This is a genomic window from Mesorhizobium sp. CA13 (assembly GCF_020165235.1).
Taxonomy (GTDB): domain Bacteria; phylum Pseudomonadota; class Alphaproteobacteria; order Rhizobiales; family Rhizobiaceae; genus Mesorhizobium.
This window is the reverse complement of the sequence record NZ_JAIUHS010000003.1, coordinates 155,516-172,721: the sequence shown is the minus strand read 5'-3', so window position 1 is coordinate 172,721 and position 17,206 is coordinate 155,516. Positions and strand designations below refer to the sequence as shown.

The following is a 17,206-nucleotide window of genomic DNA, read 5'->3' as shown; positions in this document are numbered from 1 at the left end:
TGTCTCCTGGGCGGGTGGCCGGAATTCGCATCGCCAACGGCAGGGCTAATCCACATGGAAGCTTCGAGACATCTGCCCGGCCTATCCAGCTTGGGTTCCCCGCCCCCGCGAAGTGGGGGAGAGGAACCCAAGCTGGAATTGTCACCCCAACCGGAGCGGGGCGAGCGGCCATGACCACCATCACAGCCGCCACCACTGCACCGCCCAGCGCCCGAAAACTGGTCGGCGCCGGGCGCCGGCAATGGATCGGTCTCATCTACGTCGCGCCGGCCGTGGCGCTGGTCATGGTGTTCTTCGTCATTCCGCTCGGCATGACGGCGTGGATGTCGCTGCACAATTGGCCTCTGATGGGCGGGCACTCCTTCATCGGCCTCGACAATTACGTGGCGATCCTGCGCGACACCAGGTTCTGGAATGCACTGAAATTCACCGGCTACTACACGGTGATCGTCACCATCGCGATCTTCGCCGTCGCCTTCCCGCTGGCCATCTTCATCGAACGGCCGCGCCCGCTGACCAATCTCTACCGCACCGCCTTCTTCATGCCGGCGGTGGTCGGTTTCGCCTCGGCGAGCCTGCTCTGGTCATGGCTGCTCAACGTCGATTCCGGCCTGTTCAGCCCGGCCGCCTACAACCTCGGCCTGATCGACAGGAAATTCAATCTTCTGGCCACCTTCCAGCCCGCCTTCTGGTCGATCATCGCCATGGTGGTGTGGAAGGTCGCCGGCTTCACCATGATCATCCTGATGACCGGCCTGCAATCGATCCCGCAGGATTTGCAGGAAGCGGCCGTCATCGACGGCGCCGGCCCGTTCGCAAGATTCCGGGCCATCACCTTGCCGCTGATGCGCCGCACCCTGGCGCTGGCCCTGATCCTGTCGGTGGCCGGTTCGGTCCTCGCCTTCGACCAGTTCTACATCATCCTGCGCGGCGGGCCGCGCAACCAGACGCTGACGGCGGTGTACTGGATTTTCAACCAGTCTTTCGTGTCGTTCAAGCTCGGCTATGGCGCGGCGCTCTCCATGGTGTTGCTGGTAATCCTGGTGGCGCTCAGCCTCGTGCAGCTCTGGCTGTTGAGGAAGCCCGAGGGCGTCGACTGATGGCGCACGCAATGTCCGCTCAAGGCAAGCTCGCCGCCAGCGTCGCCAGGCACTCTACCGGCATCATCGCCTCGGTGCTGTTCGTGGCGCCGATCGTGTGGGCCGCGCTGTCGGCCTTCAAGCCGGCGCAGGAGGCGCGCCAGCCGCCGTTGCCGCCCTGGCCGACGACAGGCTTCTCGCTGGAGAACTACGCCACGCTCAACACGTTCGGCGACGGGCTCTGGGTCTCGGCGCAGAACAGCATCTACGTCTCTGTCATGACGGTGCTGGTCTCGGTCGTCGTCTCCGTGCTCGCCGGCTATGGTTTCTCGCGCTTCCGATTTCCGCTCAAGGACCTGTTCTTCGTCCTCATCCTGTCGACGATCATGATTCCGTTCCAGTCGATCCTGACGCCGATCTTCCTGGTGCTGACCAAGCTCGGCCTGCACAACACGCTGACCGGGCTGGTCGGCGTCTATGTGACGCTGCAACTGCCGTTCTCGATCTTCATGATGCGCAACGCCTTCGACGCGGTGCCGCGCGAGATCGAGGAGGCCGCGCGCATGGACGGCGCCGGAAACGCCACCATGCTGTTGAAGGTGATGCTGCCGCTGGTCTGGCCGGGCGTCGTCACCATCGCGCTGTTCGCCTTTCTCGGCGCCTGGAACGAGTTCCTCGCCGCTCTGGTGCTGATGACCGACCAGTCCAAATTCACGCTGCCGGTGATGATGACCGCGCTCCAGTCCGGCCGCTTCGGCGCCATCGACTGGGGCGCGGTGCAGGCGGGCGTCACGGTGATGATGGTGCCGTGCCTGATCCTGTTCCTGGCTTTGCAGCGCTTCTACATCCGCGGCCTGATGGCCGGGGCCGTCAAGTAATCGATCGAATGGAGTAAGTTCATGACCGCATCGTCATCCGCCAGGCCTGCCAGCGCCTCCAGGCCCAAACTCGCCTTCCGGCCGCTGCCGGTGCCGCAGGTCGACGTGCACGGCTTCTGGGGCGACCGTGCCGACGCCGTCGCCGCGCGCACCGCCGATATCCTCTACGACCGCTGCGTCGAGGCGGGCATGCTGGAGCAGATCGATCCGGACCGGCCCTCGCCCGGCGTCGTCATCCCGTTCCATTCCCCATCGCCCGACGAGGCAGCCTCCCCCGGCTTCACCGGCTCGACGGTGACGACGCAGATGTTCTGGGACTCCGACTGGGGCAAGACGATCGAGACGGCGGCCTATTCGCTCTACCGTGCCAAGAACCCGGAACTGGAGAAGAAGATCGATGCCGTCATCGACCTCTACGAAAAGCTGCAGCAGCCGGACGGCTATCTCTCGAGCTGGTACCAGCGCATCCAGCCCGGCCTGCGCTGGACCAATCTGCGCGACTGCCACGAGCTCTATTGCGCCGGCCATTTGATCGAGGGCGCCGTCGCCTATTACCAGGCAACCGGAAAGCGCAAGCTGCTCGACGTCATGTGCCGCTATGCCGACCATATCGCCTCGGTGCTCGGGCCCGAGCCGGGCAAGAAAAAGGGCTATTGCGGCCATGAGGAGATCGAGCTGGCTCTGGTGAAGCTCGCGCGCGTGACGGGCGAGAACAAATACATGGAGCTGGCGAAATACTTCATCGACCAGCGCGGGCAGCAACCGCATTATTTCGACGAGGAGGCGCGCGCCCGCGGCGCCGATCCCAAGGCCTATCATTTCAAGACCTATGAATACAGCCAGTCGCACATTCCGGTGCGCGAGCAGGACAAGGTCGTCGGCCATGCAGTAAGGGCGATGTATCTCTATTCCGGCATGGCCGACATCGCCACCGAATATGGCGACGACAGCTTGCGGATGGCACTCGACCGGCTGTGGGACGATCTCACCAGCAAGAACCTCTACATCACCGGCGGGCTCGGTCCGTCGGCGCACAATGAGGGTTTCACCAGCGACTTCGACCTGCCCAATGAAAGCGCCTACGCCGAGACCTGTGCCGCCGTCGGCCTGGTGTTCTGGGCCAGCCGCATGCTCGGCATGGGGCCGAACGCCCGCTACGCCGACATCATGGAACGGGCGCTCTACAACGGCTCGATCTCGGGCCTGTCGCTCGACGGCTCGCTGTTCTTCTACGAAAACCCGCTGGAAAGCCGGGGCCGGCACAACAGATGGAAATGGCACCGCTGCCCGTGCTGCCCGCCCAATATCGGGCGCATGGTGGCCTCCATCGGCAGCTATTTCTACAGCCTGGCGGACGATGCGCTTGCCGTCCATCTCTATGGTGATTCCACCGCTCGTTTCGACATAGCGGGCGTGCCGGTAGCACTGACGCAGGCGAGCCGCTACCCCTGGGACGGCGCGGTCGCCATCACCATCGAGCCGCAGGCGCCGGTCGCCTTCACCCTGCATCTGCGCGTGCCGGCCTGGAGCACCGGCGCGACGCTCAAGGTCAATGGCGAGACGGTGAAGCTCGAGGACGTCACCAGCGAGGGTTACGCGGCGATCCGGCGCACATGGAAGAAGGGCGATTGTGTCCGCCTCGATCTCGAAATGCCGATCGAACGGCTCTACGCCAACCCGCAGGTGCGCCAGGACGCCGGCCGCGTGGCGCTGTCGCGCGGCCCGCTGATCTACTGCGTCGAGGCGACCGACAACGACGGCAGCCTGCATCGCATCGCATTGCCGCGCACCGCAAGCATCGAGGCGCATGACGAGCCGGACCTGCTGGGCGGCGTGGTGACGCTTTCGACCGCGGCACTGGCCGATACCGATGAGGGCTGGCAAAACGGGCTCTACCGCACCGATCCGCCCGCTGCCACACAGACGCGGCTGACCGCGATCCCCTATTTCGCCTGGGACAACCGCGAGCCGGGCGAGATGCTGGTATGGCTGAGGGACGGGTGAGGCCAGAGCGGCGCGTGAAGGAGCGCGACAGGCTTCGTTCTGCCCGCCGCGTTCTTCGGTGCCAGTCACATGCGCCTATCGCCGGGCCTTTGACTTGTTCAGAGCCACGGCGGCGCGGATAAGCGCCTTGAACGCGTCCTCGTTGACCTCCTCGCCCTCTTGGAAATCGATGGCGCGCCTGGTGTTCCCTTCCAGGCTGGAGTTGAACAGGTGCGATGGATCGGGCAGCGCCGCACCCTTGGCGAAGGTCAGCTTGACGACGTTCTTGTAGGTCTCGCCGGTGCAGATCATTCCGGCATGCTCCCACACCGGGACTCCTCGCCACTTCCACTCCTCGACGATCTCGGGGTCGGCCTGCCTGATCAGGCCGCGCAGCCGGCTCAGCATCTCGCCCCGCCAGTCGCCGAGTTCCTCGATCCTGCCGTCTATGAGCTGCGAAGGAGACCTTTCCTCTGGCGACCCGGTCTTTGTCATGTCCGTTCTCCTTCAAGCTTGAGGGCGATCCCCGCCCCGTCCGCCCGATCATAGGCGCTCTGCTGCGGGCGGCAAATCCGGGCCCCGGCGTGCAAATCTCACATCCGTTCGCCGGGCAATCGGCTCGCCTGCTTCACCCAGTCGGTGAACTGGGCCTCGTCGAACTCGTCGTCCTCATGAATATCAAGGTAACGCGTGTCCTTGCTCTTGGACTGGCCAGGCGGCACCGGGTCCAGCGACATGCCGCGGAAGAAGGCCACCTTTATGTATTTCGTGAAGCAATGAAAGCTGAGGAACCAGCCCTCGCCTTCCATGCCATAGAAAGGCGAGTTCCATTTGATGGCCTTATGCACGCCCGGGACAGCCTGCTCGATCAGCGTGTCGATGCGCTGGCCAACCTCGCGCTTCCAGTCCGGCATGGCCGCGATATAGGCCTGCACCGGCGCATCGCCATAGCCCTTGGCGATCTGCGGGTTGCCGCCGGACAGCAACTTTACGGAAGGAGCCTCAGTAGCGGGTTTGGTCGATTTCGCCATCCGTTCCTATCCATTGGCGCGCTGAACGTCGCGTGTCTTTGCGACATAGGGCAGTACGAACATGTAGAGGCCGCTGAACAGCAGGAGGAACAGTGGCAGGAGCGGTGAATAGACCACCCAGGCGGGCGGCTGCCCGAACGCCATGGTGATGAAGTTCGCGGCTACGGTTGCCGTGAAGATGATCGACAACCAGCGGTGAATTTGCCTGATCCACTTGCTCCAGTCCAATGCTGCCTCCTTTGCAATATGCGTTGAAATCGGGCCTTACCAGCGCGCCAGCTGCGTGATCTGGATGAGGTTGCCGCAGCTGTCGTTGAGCTGCGCGATGGTCGAACCGGTCACCTCCGTCGGCGCCATGGCGAAGGCCGCGCCCCGCGCCTTGATGCGCTCGTGATCGCCCTTGATGTCGTCGGTGAAGAGCATCAGCGCCGGCTGGCCCTGCTTGAACATGGCCTGCTGGTAGGCCTTGGCCGCCGGGTTGTCGTTCAGCGCAAGCTGCAGCTCGGTTCCCTCAGGCTCGTCCGGCGAGGCGACGGTCAGCCAGCGAAACGGACCGTTGCTGAAATCGGCCTTCTTGGTGAAGCCCAGCACGTCGGTGTAGAAGGCAAGTGCCTTCTCCTGGTCGTCCACATAGACGCGGGTCAATTTGATCTTCATCGCATGTCCTCCATAGGTTTCGTTTGCGGCCGCCGCCTTCGAACAGCCTTGTCATGAACCCCGGCTGGTGGATTTCAGTCCGTCCGCGCCAGGAGCTCTTCCAGCTTCTCCAGGAATTTCGGCCATCCCATCTTGGCGCCGCCATAGGCCCGCCTTTGCTCGGGCCGGAAACCGGACTGCTCCATGCGCAGATGGGTTCCGGCAGGCGTCGGGGTGAGCGTGAAGGTCACCACGCTCCTGAGATCGAAGGCCGGGTCCTGGTGCGCGAGGTTCCAGGTGTAGGACAGCGTCTTGTGCGGCTCGACGGCAAGCACCTCGCAATCCAGCACGCCGCCCCAGGCGGTGCTGATGTTGAAGCGATGGCCCACGACCGGATTCAAATCGTTCTTCATCAGCCACTCCTCGATCAGATGCGGTTGCGTCAGCGCGCGCCAGAGCTTTTCGGGCGGATGGGAAATCTGCCGCTCGACGACGACAGTGCGGGTCTCGGCGGCACTGTCGTTCACTGGTCCATCCTTTTGAGCAGATCCTCGAGATCGTCGAACCGGCTTTCCCAGAACCCGGCCATCTCCCGTGTCCAGTCCATCAGTGGCGCCAGTGCGGCGAGCTGCGCGCTGTAATGCGTCTGGCGGCCTTCATGGCGGTCGCGTACCAGCCCGGCCTGCTTCAGCACGCCAAGATGCTTCGACACGGCCGGCTGCGAGACCCCCGACTGGATCGTCAGCGCTCCCACCGTCTGCTCTCCCTGGCGGCACAGCCGTTCAAAGATGGCGCGCCGCGTCGGGTCGGCAAGCGTCCTGAAGAGCGCATCATGAGCATCCGGCATTTAATCGATAACCCGTTGGCTATTGATCGACGTATAACCACCGGGATATGTATTCGTCAAGCGAAGATTTGGAGGGGGAAAAGCGTCCGGAAACTTTCGGGTCGCGCTGCGCTGGGAACGCCGATCGCTAAACCGTGGCGTGGACGCGGTTGATCTCCTCGGCCACCAGCGCCTGCAACTGCCACAGGTTGCGATCGCGAATGCCGCAGGCGTCGAGGTGGCGGATGGTCTCGAACAGATATTGCGCGCCCGAGCCCCAATGGCCGGCGGCCCGGGCCAGCGTCGCCGCGACCGCCCGTTTGTCGAGCCTGCCGACATAGCGCGCATTGGCGGGATCGACGACGAAGCCGAGCGCGCGGCACATGCCGCCCTCCGTCCTGACCCGCAGCCAGCGCGGCACGTTGACGGCGGGCAGGATGGTCATCTCGCGGCGCAGCAGCGCCTCGAGATTGTCGGCGACCGGCTCCGCGATCTCGAACACCATGCCCTGGCATTGGCCACCACGGTCGAGCGCCATCATCAGGCCGGGCTGCTCGACGGTGCCGCGAAACCGCTGCACGGTGAAGCAGAAAGAGCGGTGCCAGCCGGTCGCCACCGCGCGCTCGCCTCCCCTCACCTCGCCCGCCGGCTTCCATAGCAGCGAGCCATAGGCGAACAGTTTCAGCGGCCCGGCCGGCGCATCGGCCAGGATTTCGTCGCTGAAACGCGCATAGTCGGCGTCGGTCATGTAGACCATGCCCGGCGTCGGCCCGGCATCCTCGACCGCGCGCAAGGTGCGGGCGACCAGCGCCTCCGTCAGCGCCATCGCCGCTTTGAGTGGCGGCGCGGTGGGGATCGGTTTGTTCATGTTCGCATCTCGGCCGTCACCGCCATGTTGCCGAAGGCGCAGGGATTCTCAAGGGGCGGCGCCGACGCCGATGACTGATTGGGATCGCCGGGTTGGGATCCGCCGGCCACCAAACGCAACTGGATGTTCAGGGATTGGTCGTCGCCGGCGACCGACGAGCCGTTGACAGCAAGGGGACATACAGAGAGGCCAGGCTCCTCGCCATGGTTGCGGTAATGTGATCGGCGTCCTTGTAGATCGGCAGGCCGTTTTGAACCGCGTCGCAGTGGCCAATGCTGCAGAACGCTGGAAGCGGGTCGACAACCGCAGCGCCGTATTTTGCGGCAAGACGTGTCAAGATCGCGCGCGAGAGCGCTTGCCGCTTCGCGACATAATCCCATGGCGGGGCCACATCCGTGGAACGTCCTGCTATCATCGCCCTGGCGACGGCTTCCGGCATATAATGTCCCATCTCCGGGACGTCCATGACCAAAACGACCTTGGTGCCTTGTTGCGCCAACTCCCCCATCAGGCGGTCGAGCGTTTCGACGACCGAGGCGGATTTGTCTTCAAGCGGCGGCGGCACCGACGGATCGAAATAAACGCCCTGGTTCGGCAGTTCGGAATCGTGCACGTATTTGGGCCAGTAGGCCAGCAGGAAGACGAGCGGGATGTGCCTGGACGCGATCAGATCGCGCACTGCTCCATTGAAATCGCCACACTGTTCGGTATGGCTACGCCGCGTCAACTGAACGCCCGGCAAAGGCGGACATGAAGCATGTCCTGCAAAGAGACCAGCAACGCCGGTCCGGGTGGCGGCTGCATCGATGGCCGGAGCCATTGCGCCGGCGTGGGAGTCTCCCCACACGAGGAAGGCGGGATTGTTCGAATGCTCGATGCCGAGCGGGCAGAGCTTGCCCGCGCGTATGTCGGCCGGCGTCGGTCCCGTTGCATCGAAATCGGCGAAACAGGGCGGCACGCTGAACCGGCTTTCATCGTAGGTCGCGGCGTAGACCTTGCGAACATCGACAGGAACACGGGATGGAACGCCCTTGTCGCGGATCACATCGGTTCCAAAGCCGACGGCCACAGCAACCATCAGGGCCGCTCCGGCAAACAACGAACGCCGGCCGACCCAGGCATTGCTGCCGCGGAAGGGCCGTTCGATAAACCGCCACGAAAAAACGGCGATTGCGAGCGACGTCAGGACGATCAGGCTGCCGTGAAGCACGGAAAATTCACGGTCGGCCATCGCCCTGCTAAACACGATGACGGGCCAATGCCACAGATAGAGCGAGTAGGAGATCAAGCCTATGAATACAACCGGCTTCGATCGCAGGATGTGGCTGACCGGCCCTTGCTCGTCGCGTGCATGGATCACCAGCGCGGCGCCGAGGCAGGGCAGCAGTGCCGCCGGGCCGGGAAAGAGAGTGTGATCGTTGAATCCGAACACGGCTAAGGCGATCAGCAAAATGCCGCCGGCTGCCAAGCCTGCCCGCATGGTCGGCCGCGTCGGCGTCGGTATCGCGCCGAAGGCAAGCAGGGCGCCAACGAGCAGTTCCCAGGCGCGAAACTCCAGGAGATAGAACGCCGCGACCGGCGAACGGAAGACCGTCCATGCGCTCGCCACAAACGAGACGATCAGCAACCCGACCAGGATGGACACCGTGTGTCGCCGCGCGAACCGGTTGATTGCGACCAGCAGCAGCGGAAACAGAATGTAGAACTGCTCCTCGACTGCAAGCGACCATGTGTGCATCAGCGGCTTCATCTGCGCACCGACGTCGAAGTAGCCGCTTTCCTTCTCGAACTCGATATTCGATGTAAACAAGGCTGCGGCTTTCAGGCTGCGGGCGAAGTATTCCAGCTCGGCGGGCATCAGCAGGAACCATGCGGCTATCGACGAGGCCGCCAGAATTGCAAAGAGCGCCGGAAAGATCCGCCGGATGCGACGCTCGTAAAAACGCAGCAAGCTGAAATCACCGCAAGTGATCTCCCTCGAAATCAGCGACGCCATGAGAAAGCCGGAGATGACGAAGAACACGTCGACGCCGACGAAGCCGCCACCAAAACCCGGAATGCCGGTGTGGTACAGCACCACCGGAACGATCGCCAAGGCACGCAGCCCGTCAATATCCGCGCGATAGGCAAGTCCGGCTTGTCCATGCCCGGGAATTGAAGCCTGGGCGACTGGACGCCTGACAACGAGATTCAAACATATTCTCCGAAATAGTGCCGGTGGCCTGGCCTTTTATTGGCGCAGTATGTCTTCAGCGAGGCAATCCGGGGCCGCTGCCGAACCCCTGGCCGCCGTCGGCGGAACGAGATCGCCTTCGACGCGTTTCGTTGGGTTGGGAGGGAACTATGAACGATGCGCCGGCAACGCCCGTCGGCAGGACGCTTTCGCCCAGCGAAATGGTGACCGTGATGTCGCATTTCCATCGCGCCGAGATTGCGCGCATGGCGGGATGGCGCGACCGCATCGACAGGACCAGCAACTGGGCGATCACCGTTGTCGCCGCGATGCTGTCGGTGTCGCTGTCGACGGCCAGCGCCCATCACGGCGTGCTCTTGTTCGCCATGCTGCTGGTGCTGCTGTTGCTATGGATCGAGGCGCGGCGCTACCGCTTCTTCGACGTCTACCGCGCCCGCGTGCGCCAGTTCGAGCGCCACTATTTCGCGCAGATCTTCTCGCCGCAGCCGGACTTCGCCTCGGACTGGCTGCTGATCGTCGGAGAAAGCCTGCGCACGCCGAAATTCCTGGTCTCGCAGCGGGTGGCGCTGGCGCGCCGTCTGCGCCGCAACTACATCCACATGATGCTGATCCTGCTGCTCGCCTGGATCCTCAAACTGTCGACGCCCAGCCTGCTCGACCAGGCCGCGCCGGTCGGTTTCGTCGGCACATTGCGCGAGGCCGTCAACGCCGCCGCCCTGGGCCCCGTGCCCGGCGTGGTCATCGTCACGCTGGTCGCGATCCTCTATGCCGGCCTGCTGGCGGCCGCCTTGCTGACGCCCGACGACAATGGCGAACTCTCCTTCGGCGACGTGCATGTCTAGCGCCAGCCGACGTATGAAAACCCTTTTTGGACAATCGGGTAGTGCGCCATTCTGATTCAAGATGCGAACCGTGGTCTACGTGACGCTTGGAAAATGGCCGCATGGATGCCATCTAGATGCGCAGAGAGCCGGTTCTTAAGCGGCCGGCCACGGAGATATCGAAACCAGTGACGCAGCGAAGCGGCAGCGCCGACCTGCCGCTGCATGGCGGACGGGTCCCGAAATGGCTGGGCGACCGCATGACGCGGCTCGGCGCGGTGCTGTGCGAGGCGATCGTCCACCATTACGGCCGCGACGAGCTGCTGCGCCGGCTGGCGCATCCCTTCTGGTTCCAGTCCTTCGGTGCGGTGATGGGCATGGACTGGCATTCGTCCGGCATCACCACCAGCGTCATCGGCGCGCTGAAGCGCGGGCTGACGCCGCTGTCGGGCGAGCTTGGCATCCATGTCTGCGGCGGCCGCGGCGCCCATTCGCGCAAGACGCCGCATGAGCTGGAAATGATCGGCGAACGCGTCGGCTTCGACGGCGCGGCCCTTGCCACCGCCAGCCGCCTGGTCGCCAAGGTCGACAGCGCCGCCGTGCAGGATGGTTTCGACCTCTATCTGCATGGCTTCATCGTCACCGACGACAGCCGCTGGGTGGTCGTCCAGCAAGGCATGAACGGCGACAGGAGGCAGGCGCGCCGCTACCACTGGCTGTCGGAAGGCTTGAGGAGTTTCGTCGACCAGCCGCACGCGGCGATCGAGGGCGAGCGGCAGGGCGAGATCGTCAATCTCACCGACCATCGCGCCGAGGCTTCGCGCAGCGGCCAGCTCGACCTTCTGCGCCAGCTCGGTCCAGACCGCATCGTGCGCGAATTCGCCGCCATCGAGCCCATGGCGGACGATCCTTCGGCGAAGTGCGAGAGCGCACAGCCAATGCTGCCCAATCTGGTCATGCCGGCGCACCATGACGTGCGCGAAAGCGACATCGTCATGCGCCGGCTGCACGGCAACATCTGCGCCGCCATCGAGAGCGGCCCGGCGGATTTTCCCGAATTGCTGCTGGTGCCGGGCGTCGGCGCCCGCACCGTGCGGGCGCTGGCGATGGTGGCGGAGGTGGTGCATGGCGCGCCGTGCCGCTTCTCCGACCCGGCGCGCTTCTCGCTGGCACATGGCGGCAAGGACCGGCATCCCTTCCCGGTGCCGCTGAAGGTCTATGACGAGACCATCGCCGTCATGAAGTCGGCGGTCAGCAAGGCGAAGCTCGGCCGCGAGGAGGAGCTTGCCGCCTTGCAGCGGCTCGACGGCCAAGCGCGGCGGCTGGAGCGCTACGTCACCGGCCCGAGCCTGAAGGAGATCGTCGCGGGCGAGTTCGACCAGTCGCATCTGCTCGGCGGCCGCAGCGTCTTCGGCCCGGAGCCGCCGCCCGCCTCGCCGGCGCAGCCCTTGCCGGCGGCCGGTCCGAAGCGGTCGGGCTAGGATGTGTTGCGCAACCTTGCGCAGCCTTGCACGTTTATAGCAGCGATGCGTGCGGACCTGATCCGATCCTGCCGGAACAGGCCAGCCCGCATCCTGCCGAACGGGAACAGTGTTCCGGAAATCATCTGTTGAGGGCTGGATGGACCGGCAGCGCCTGCAAACGACATCTCTCCTGGCCGTCTTGACCATTGCCGCGAGCGCCGTGGCGCATCCCGTCTGGGCCGCGCAGGCGAGCGGCCATGCGGCGGGCATGGGCGGCTCGGCGGAGGGCCTGTTCGTCGCCGAGATCGTGCTTCTGCTGCTGGTCGGGCGTGGCCTGGGCGAAATCTTCCAGCGCTACGGCCAGCCGGCGATCATGGGCCAGCTGATCGGCGGCATCCTGCTTGGGCCTTCGCTGTTCGGCTGGCTCTGGCCCGGTGCGCAGCAACTGATCTTCTCGACCGACCCGGCGCAGAAGAGCATGATCGAGGCGGTCTCCCAGCTCGGTGTCCTGCTGCTTCTGCTGCTCACCGGCATGGAGACGGACCTGCGCCTGGTGCGCCGGGTGGGCGCGGCGTGTTTTTCGATCTCGGTCACCGGCATCCTCGTGCCCTTTGCCTGCGGTTTCGCGCTGGCGCAAATCCTGCCCGACACGCTGCTGCCCGACCCGAGAGAGCGCGTCGTCGCCGGGCTTTTCCTCGGCACGGCCCTGTCCATCTCCTCGGTCAAGATCGTCGCCATGGTGGTGCGCGAGATGAACTTCATGCGCCGCAATCTCGGCCAGGTCATCATCTCCTCGGCCATCATCGAGGATACGATCGGCTGGCTGATCATCGCCGTCACCTTCGGCATCGCCACCAATGGCAGCCTGCAAATCGTGCCGTTGGTCGTAACCGTGGCGGAAGTGGCGCTGTTCATGGTGTTCTCCTTCACCATCGGCCGCCGGCTGGTGTTCACGCTGATCCGCTGGAGCAACGATTCCTTCCGCAGCGAATACGCCGTCATATCGGTCATCCTGATCATCATGGGCGTGATGGCGCTGATCACCAACCTGATCGGCGTCCACACCGTGCTCGGCGCCTTCGTCGCCGGCATATTGGTCGGCGAATCGCCGATCCTCTCCAGTCACATCGAGAGCCAGCTGCGCGGCGTCATCACGGCGCTCTTCATGCCGATCTTCTTCGGCATGGCCGGCCTTTCGGCCGACCTCACCGTGCTCGTCGATCCGACCCTGGCGCTGCTGACGCTGCTGCTGGTCGTCATCGCCAGCATCGGAAAGTTCGGCGGCGCCTTCATCGGCGGCCGGTTCGCCGGCATGACGCTGAAAGAAGCGACCGCCGTCGGCAGCGCCATGAACGCGCGCGGCTCGACGGAGGTGATCGTCGCCTCGATCGGCCTGTCGATGAACATCCTCTCCCACAACCTGTTCACCATGATCGTCACCATGGCGGTCATCACCACGCTCGCCATGCCGCCGATGCTTCGCTGGGCGCTTGGACGCCTGCCGGTCGGCGATGCCGAGAAGCAGCGCGTCGACCGCGAGCTGCTCGACGAGCGCGGCTTCGTCTCCAAGTTGGAACGGCTGCTGCTGCTGGTCGACGACAGCCCGGTCGGCAAGTTGGCCGCGCATCTCGCCGGACTTGTCGGCGGCGGCAGCGGCATGCCGACCACGCTTCTCCACCTGCCCGATGGCAAGATCGCCGGCCCGGCCGGCACCAAAGGGCCGGAACGCGCCTCGAAGGAGGTCAAGCGCGGCGCGCAAAAGAGCGCCAGGGCCGTCAGCAAGGCCGAGGACACGCCGGTCGACAAGGTGCATCTCATCGCCCGCACCGAGCCCCAGGCCACCGCCGAGACGATCGCCGAGGAAGCCCGCAAGGGCTACGGCCTCCTGCTGGTCGGGCTGGAGAATGCGCTGACCGCCAAGGGCTCGTTCACCGAGGCGCTCAACGACATGACCAGCGGCTTCGACGGCCCGCTATGCCTGGTGCTGAATGGCGCCAGATCCGCCGGAAAGATGCCGATGCTGAAAGCCGGCGCGACCATACTGGTCCCGGTCAACGGCACGGAGGTCTCGCGCCGCGCCGTCGATCTCGCGCTCGCCCTGGCGCGGCCGCACCGGGCGCGGGTCAAGGCCCTCTATGTCTCGCAGGCCAGGAAAGGCAGCCGGCCGAGCTCGGTCTCGCACCGCCGCGAGGAGGCCGTGCTCAAGGACGTCGTCGATCTCGCCGACCGCTACGGCGTCGCCGTCGACACCGCGATCCGCGCCCGCGCCACGCCCGACAAGGCGATCGCCAGGGAAGTGGCCAAGGGTGCCGCGATGGTCGTCATGGGCGTCGCGCAACGGCCGGGCGAAGAGCTGTTCTTCGGCGACACGGCGACCGCGGTGCTGGCCGCCGTCGCCTGCCCGGTCGTGCTGCTGGCCAGCGACCGCATCCGCGCCGAAGCAAGGGCCGAGGTCGCCGCCGAAACCGGCGCCTGACGGCGGAGCCTAGAGGCCGAAGAACTGCCTGCCGATCATGTAGCCCAGCGCCACCACGGCCAGCGGGAACAGGGCCGGCGCGACCTTGCCGAGGATCGAGCCTTGCTGCTCCTTTGGCGGCACGTAGCGTGCATTGCCGAGATTCTTGGTCATTGCGTACCCCCGCGCGAACCAGTTCATTAGCAGATGCTTATTAACAGCACGGCCGAATTAACGGTTCGCGAAGAAATTCGCTCGAAAGCCGGCCATTTGAGTGGAGGGCTGGCGAATGCGCCTTGGCTCAACCTCGATCTCGGAAGCGGCTTTGCCTGCGGCTCGCGCAGCGCCGCGGCATCGGTCGTCGCGGCGGAGCGCTAAATCCGGCAAACCGCCATCACGAAGAACTCGCGGTAGCAGAAGTCCGGATCGTCGAGCAGGCGATCCGGCCTCTCCTTCAGGTCCCGCCAATAGGCCTGGTCGGCGTCAGGCAAGGCGTAGCCCGGCGCGACGCTGGCAAAATAGGCCAGCAGGTCGCGAACATAGTCACGCGTGAAGCGAGGCGCGGGCGCCCAGCGCTCGACCAGCCAGCCCTTGCGGCTGACGACCTCCAGGCCAGCCTGGCGCAGGCGCGCGGGAAGCGTCGAACCGCAATCGGTGCCGAGCACGCCCCGGTCGCGAAATCCCTGCAGCCTGGCTGCCATGAAGCGCGCCAGCAGCGCCCGGTCCATGGGCAGGATCTGCAGGATGGTCGAATCGAAATCCTTGACCGCCAGGATGCCGCCCGGCTTCAAGACGCGTCTCGCCTCGCCGACGGCAAGCTCGAACTCGGCCGGCGTCAGATACTGCATGACATTGCCGGACCACACGCAATCGAACGATGCGTCGGCGAATGGCAGCGACAGGATGCTGCCGACATGCGCGGCAATGTCCGGTGGCTCGGACAGCGTGCCCGCGAGCGCCTCGACCCGGGCGATGTTTTCGGGCGCGAGGTCGAGCGCGGCGATGAAGCCGGAGGGGCCGACGGCGCTCGCGATGAGCGGCAGGAAGCCGCCGCTGCCGCAACCGGCATCGAGCACGCGCCAGCCCGGGAGGATGCCGGCTTCGAGAAAGGCCGCCTCATATTCGGGCCGCGACGATTCGAAATGAAGATCGAGCCAACCGGCCTCGCTCGCTTCGTGACCGGTGGACGTTTGGTTCCTGGCAGACAAATGATGACCCCCCATGGCACGGCAGGGATAGAAGCGCACCGAGCGGCATCACGCAATGGCTGCGAATCTGTGTGGAACCAATACCTGTGATTGCCCTCGTCAGTTGAAGGTTGGATGGACAGGATGCGTTGCGCGACCACGGTGGAGATCACGGCTGCGCTGGGAACCGCGTTATGATGGCCCGGACGCCATTGCCTGTAGTCGGCAGCAAGTTAGCGGATCGAAATAACCGCCTCTTCTGCCCGGACAAGGCTTTACGAGTTGGATGAAGCACCTTAAAATCAAACTACTGTCAATGCGCTCTCTGCGCATCGTGATTCTTTGCGGCCGGTCGTTGAATTCAGAAACGCAAAATACAGAAATGGGATCGCCGCGCAATGCCAGTCGCAGCACGCAGCGTTCTTAGACCGCAAGCGACTCCTCGCGTACACAACACCGACGAAAAACTTCTGCGCCTCCTTAGTGATCGGAGTGCGGACCCTGACTTTTGGTCATTGAAAGACAGAGACCGAAACGACAGCGCGCATAATATATTTCAGTATCCAGCGATGATGGTTCCAAAGGTTCAGCGTCGGCTCCTAGGTGCGGTGCTCGACGCACGGCCGAGCATCACTTCAATATACGATCCTTTTGTCGGCTCAGGAACTTCTCTTGTAAGCGGTATGCATTATGGCTTAAACGCTTACGGAAACGATATAAACCCGCTAGCAGTCCTCCTCAGTCGAGTTCGAACCGCTCGACGTGTCGAATCTGGCATTGGCCTAATTGCGGAACAGGTTGTCATTGGGGCTAAGGCAGATCGGAAGAGGAACATAGAAACGGCACTGCCAAACCACGAGAAGTGGTTCCATGATGAGGTTGCTGAGGAACTCTCAAGGTTAAGGCGATCAATCAGGCGGTGTGATGATCTATGGGTACGTCGCTTTCTCTGGGCAACGCTTGCCGAGACAGTGAGGCTTACCAGTAACGATCGCACGTCGACCTATAAACTACACGCTCGCCCAACTGAGGAGATCGCGAAACGAAAACTCTCGCCGTTTGCGGTCTTCAAAGACCTCGCGCGCGACAATTGCTCAAGCATTTTGGCCTTTAGGAAGCAGCTCGAAAATGCAAATAATATAAAAGACAGTGAATATAGGTCTGACACAAGTGTATTTTTGCGTGACACCAGAGAGGTCAGCAACAACTGGTCGCCTGGAGGCTTCGACCTGATCATGACTTCGCCGCCATACGGTGACAACCTTACCACAGTTACCTATGGCCAGCACTCTTATCTGCCGCTCCACTGGATTGATTTTAATGACATCGATGAACACGCTGATGCTGACGCTGTTCGTACCACTCACGAGCTCGATGCACGAAGCTTGGGAGGCAGCATTCGAGGAAGTACATGGAATGAGGAAACTCTATTCGAGAATTCGGTTCATTTGAAGCGTTTTGCGGATAGCCTTCCGCCAAAGCCGGGCGACGGTCGAACAAGACTAATCCGTTTTTATGGTGACTTTGCTGAAAGTCTTACGAGGATAATAAAATTACTTTCTGCCGACGGCTACATGATATGGACAGTAGGAAATCGCAGTATCTCTGGGCTGCAGGTCCCGACAGACATCGTTCTTTCTGAATTGTTGGATGGGCAGGGTTGCAAAGTCATCACCACCTTAACTCGTCAGATTCATCACAAGCGAATGCCACACAGAAACGCGAGTTCGGCTACAATGAAAGAGGAGAAGATTCTCCTCGTTCGTAAGAGCGAGAAATAAAGGC

General features: G+C 63.6%; 17 protein-coding genes. 7 read left to right on the top strand and 10 right to left on the bottom strand.

Going from position 1 to position 17,206, the window contains the following annotated elements; genetic code table 11:
• Positions 1-170 precede the first annotated feature (170 nt).
• The 3 genes from LB566_RS09720 to LB566_RS09710 are packed head-to-tail and all read left to right on the top strand — an operon-like array spanning position 171 to position 3,961.
• Complete coding sequence (locus LB566_RS09720) at positions 171-1,100, top strand: carbohydrate ABC transporter permease (RefSeq protein ID WP_224624246.1); 930 nt, start codon at positions 171-173, stop codon at positions 1,098-1,100.
• Positions 1,100-1,957 carry a carbohydrate ABC transporter permease gene (locus tag LB566_RS09715; RefSeq protein ID WP_224624245.1) on the top strand — a complete coding sequence of 286 codons (858 nt, stop codon included), beginning with the start codon at positions 1,100-1,102 and terminating at the stop codon, positions 1,955-1,957. Before LB566_RS09720 ends, LB566_RS09715 begins: the two co-directional genes overlap by 1 nt.
• A gap of 21 nt (positions 1,958-1,978) precedes the next feature.
• Positions 1,979-3,961 (top strand): glycoside hydrolase family 127 protein, encoded by a 1,983-nt coding sequence (locus LB566_RS09710; protein WP_224624244.1) that lies wholly within the window; start codon positions 1,979-1,981, stop codon positions 3,959-3,961.
• Positions 3,962-4,036: 75 nt separating this feature from the next.
• Here the strand turns inward: LB566_RS09710 and LB566_RS09705 are convergent, their stop codons facing one another.
• The 8 genes from LB566_RS09705 to LB566_RS09670 all read right to left on the bottom strand — a co-directional run bounded on the left by LB566_RS09705 (position 4,037) and on the right by LB566_RS09670 (position 9,495).
• A complete protein-coding gene (locus LB566_RS09705) occupies positions 4,037-4,435 on the bottom strand; it encodes a DUF1801 domain-containing protein (RefSeq protein ID WP_224624243.1) in 399 nt (132 codons plus the stop codon).
• A gap of 98 nt (positions 4,436-4,533) precedes the next feature.
• Positions 4,534-4,971: a DUF1801 domain-containing protein gene (locus tag LB566_RS09700; RefSeq protein ID WP_224624242.1), complete on the bottom strand. Its 438-nt coding sequence runs from the start codon at positions 4,969-4,971 to the stop codon at positions 4,534-4,536.
• A 6-nt stretch (positions 4,972-4,977) separates the two neighbouring features.
• Positions 4,978-5,199, bottom strand: a complete 222-nt coding sequence (locus LB566_RS09695; protein WP_140552033.1) for a hypothetical protein — start codon at positions 5,197-5,199, stop codon at positions 4,978-4,980.
• A gap of 36 nt (positions 5,200-5,235) precedes the next feature.
• Positions 5,236-5,628, bottom strand: a complete 393-nt coding sequence (locus LB566_RS09690) for a VOC family protein (RefSeq protein ID WP_224624241.1) — start codon at positions 5,626-5,628, stop codon at positions 5,236-5,238.
• Between the two features lie 74 nt (positions 5,629-5,702).
• Positions 5,703-6,134, bottom strand: coding sequence for an SRPBCC domain-containing protein (locus tag LB566_RS09685; protein ID WP_224624240.1), 432 nt, complete (start codon positions 6,132-6,134; stop codon positions 5,703-5,705).
• On the bottom strand, positions 6,131-6,454 hold the full coding sequence (locus LB566_RS09680; RefSeq protein ID WP_224624239.1) for an ArsR/SmtB family transcription factor: 324 nt from the start codon (positions 6,452-6,454) through the stop codon (positions 6,131-6,133). The genes LB566_RS09685 and LB566_RS09680 overlap by 4 nt, the downstream gene beginning before the upstream one ends.
• A 127-nt stretch (positions 6,455-6,581) precedes the next feature.
• Positions 6,582-7,301 (bottom strand): gamma-glutamylcyclotransferase, encoded by a 720-nt coding sequence (locus LB566_RS09675; RefSeq protein WP_224624238.1) that lies wholly within the window; start codon positions 7,299-7,301, stop codon positions 6,582-6,584.
• Between the two features lie 127 nt (positions 7,302-7,428).
• Positions 7,429-9,495 carry an acyltransferase family protein gene (locus tag LB566_RS09670; RefSeq protein ID WP_224624237.1) on the bottom strand — a complete coding sequence of 689 codons (2,067 nt, stop codon included), beginning with the start codon at positions 9,493-9,495 and terminating at the stop codon, positions 7,429-7,431.
• A gap of 149 nt (positions 9,496-9,644) precedes the next feature.
• Between LB566_RS09670 and LB566_RS09665 the strand changes: the two genes are divergently transcribed.
• From LB566_RS09665 to LB566_RS09655, 3 genes are all read left to right on the top strand, one after another.
• Positions 9,645-10,337 (top strand): DUF2270 domain-containing protein, encoded by a 693-nt coding sequence (locus tag LB566_RS09665; RefSeq protein ID WP_224624236.1) that lies wholly within the window; start codon positions 9,645-9,647, stop codon positions 10,335-10,337.
• 167 nt (positions 10,338-10,504) lie between these two features.
• Entirely contained in the window at positions 10,505-11,797 is a 1,293-nt protein-coding gene (locus LB566_RS09660; protein ID WP_224624235.1) for a DUF763 domain-containing protein, read from the top strand.
• 139 nt (positions 11,798-11,936) lie between these two features.
• Entirely contained in the window at positions 11,937-14,255 is a 2,319-nt protein-coding gene (locus LB566_RS09655; protein WP_411910466.1) for a cation:proton antiporter, read from the top strand.
• Positions 14,256-14,264: 9 nt separating this feature from the next.
• On the opposite strand, the gene LB566_RS09650 is transcribed toward LB566_RS09655, so the two are convergent.
• Together LB566_RS09650 and LB566_RS09645 are read right to left on the bottom strand one after the other, a co-directional pair.
• Positions 14,265-14,408, bottom strand: coding sequence for a hypothetical protein (locus LB566_RS09650; protein ID WP_224624234.1), 144 nt, complete (start codon positions 14,406-14,408; stop codon positions 14,265-14,267).
• Between the two features lie 200 nt (positions 14,409-14,608).
• Positions 14,609-15,442, bottom strand: a complete 834-nt coding sequence (locus LB566_RS09645; RefSeq protein ID WP_224624233.1) for a class I SAM-dependent methyltransferase — start codon at positions 15,440-15,442, stop codon at positions 14,609-14,611.
• A 494-nt stretch (positions 15,443-15,936) separates the two neighbouring features.
• Here LB566_RS09645 and LB566_RS09640 point away from each other — a divergent pair, with 494 nt between their 5' ends.
• Complete coding sequence (locus LB566_RS09640) at positions 15,937-17,202, top strand: hypothetical protein (RefSeq protein WP_224624232.1); 1,266 nt, start codon at positions 15,937-15,939, stop codon at positions 17,200-17,202.
• Positions 17,203-17,206 lie beyond the last annotated feature (4 nt).

Bases quoted from the DNA above. Each gene is read 5' to 3' on its own strand.
- LB566_RS09680 (WP_224624239.1), bottom strand. From the start codon at position 6,454: ATGCCGGATGCTCATGATGCGCTCTTCAGGACGCTTGCCGACCCGACG.
- LB566_RS09675 (WP_224624238.1), bottom strand. From the start codon at position 7,301: ATGAACAAACCGATCCCCACCGCGCCGCCACTCAAAGCGGCGATGGCG.
- LB566_RS09690 (WP_224624241.1), bottom strand. From the start codon at position 5,628: ATGAAGATCAAATTGACCCGCGTCTATGTGGACGACCAGGAGAAGGCA.
- LB566_RS09665 (WP_224624236.1), top strand. From the start codon at position 9,645: ATGAACGATGCGCCGGCAACGCCCGTCGGCAGGACGCTTTCGCCCAGC.
- LB566_RS09710 (WP_224624244.1), top strand. From the start codon at position 1,979: ATGACCGCATCGTCATCCGCCAGGCCTGCCAGCGCCTCCAGGCCCAAA.
- LB566_RS09655 (WP_411910466.1), top strand. From the start codon at position 11,937: ATGGACCGGCAGCGCCTGCAAACGACATCTCTCCTGGCCGTCTTGACC.
- LB566_RS09650 (WP_224624234.1), bottom strand. From the start codon at position 14,408: ATGACCAAGAATCTCGGCAATGCACGCTACGTGCCGCCAAAGGAGCAG.
- LB566_RS09705 (WP_224624243.1), bottom strand. From the start codon at position 4,435: ATGACAAAGACCGGGTCGCCAGAGGAAAGGTCTCCTTCGCAGCTCATA.
- LB566_RS09720 (WP_224624246.1), top strand. From the start codon at position 171: ATGACCACCATCACAGCCGCCACCACTGCACCGCCCAGCGCCCGAAAA.
- LB566_RS09715 (WP_224624245.1), top strand. From the start codon at position 1,100: ATGGCGCACGCAATGTCCGCTCAAGGCAAGCTCGCCGCCAGCGTCGCC.
- LB566_RS09700 (WP_224624242.1), bottom strand. From the start codon at position 4,971: ATGGCGAAATCGACCAAACCCGCTACTGAGGCTCCTTCCGTAAAGTTG.